We start from the raw sequence: 1301 nt of genomic DNA, 5'->3' as shown, positions 1-1301 counted from the left end.
AAACGGCAGTCATCAGCATATGCAATACTCGACCATGCAATAAACACTAATATGAGGATTCTCATACTACCTCCTGGCATACTAACGCCCGAAACAGCCGCGCAGCGTAGCTGCGTCGAGCTGATTTTGCTTGTTAACTTTTGACACTAGGTAAAATCCATTGTGTATATGTTTTCTGAACATTCAGGACACTTAAATTTATAAATGGCGGGGTTGCCACCCTTGCTATAGTGCTCTAGGATATTTTTCCAATTGTCAGGCTTGATCATCTCAGCTTTTAGAAAGCTCTCCAAAGAATCACCATTTAGCTCTATCAAATCTTTTTTCTTGGCGTCTCCATGAAATTCACAGGCTGTTCCGCAGTGAGCCTGCCACACTTCCTGCTGCCAAGAATTATAACCAGGTGTTCTTTCACATACTTCGGATATTACTTCTTCCGGCACTCCTGCTTCTATCAAGGGATGATTATCAGAAAACATACCATCAAATTTTTCAGCAGCTGAACCATCTGCAATGCACCATGGACAAATGAATTCAATTTCTTCTGCGGAGTAAAGAATGGAATTATAGACATAGCCTCTAGCTTCATTGCAGCATTCGCAAATTTCATCGCTATTCTTTATGGCTCCAGTCGAAATCGGGTCTGGATGATATTTAAACTTCGGGAAATCCACATTTTCTCCTAAGAAAGTTAACGCCCGCCTAATGCGAATTGCGCTGGCGGGCTTTTTGCGTTGTTTGCTAAAAGTATGACAGCTGGCAATGTCGGATTAAGGCGCTTGTTAGTAGCCAACTCTCAGAAAGCGCGATTGTATGCTTGCTGAAACCTTACCGACGATACCAAACCAAAACCGACTTACTTTGGCAAAACAACGTTTAATTAAAATTTACATGGTTCATCTTTTACAGATAAACCACACTGATTAAAACAATAACTGAGTAGTAACCAAACTACCACAGAATTAACATAGAAAACTGATAGTTAACGGGAAAAGTGACCAACTGGATAATGGAGAAATGTTGCTTTGGTTTAGCGAAGAACACACTCCATGTAAGAAAAACTTTTCCTTGAATAACTTGGCTTACTAACAGCTTATTATATAGCTGCTCGATAATCTTCCGGTTGAAATTCGGCTTAACAGCAACCATGCCAAGCCAACCGACTGTTTAGTATGGATAAAACGAAAATTTAACCCCCTTTTTATTAATATCAAGCCCGCAAAAGTGAGCGCTTTGATGTAGAGGTCTCTACAACCTTTTATCAATAACTTTAGATTCAACAACTTATCAAATAACTAGAA

General features: G+C 39.7%; 1 protein-coding gene. It reads right to left on the bottom strand.

Translation table 11 applies throughout. The annotated features are described in order from the left end of the window. Positions 1 to 146 precede the first annotated feature (146 nt). Entirely contained in the window at positions 147 to 674 is a 528-nt protein-coding gene (locus AN944_RS20945) for a CbrC family protein (RefSeq protein ID WP_055026581.1), read from the bottom strand. Between the last annotated feature and the right edge of the window lie 627 nt (positions 675 to 1301).

Origin of the sequence: Shewanella sp. P1-14-1 (assembly GCF_001401775.1) — a bacterium.
Lineage (GTDB): Bacteria > Pseudomonadota > Gammaproteobacteria > Enterobacterales > Shewanellaceae > Shewanella > Shewanella japonica.
This window is presented reverse-complemented; position numbering and strand designations above follow the sequence as displayed.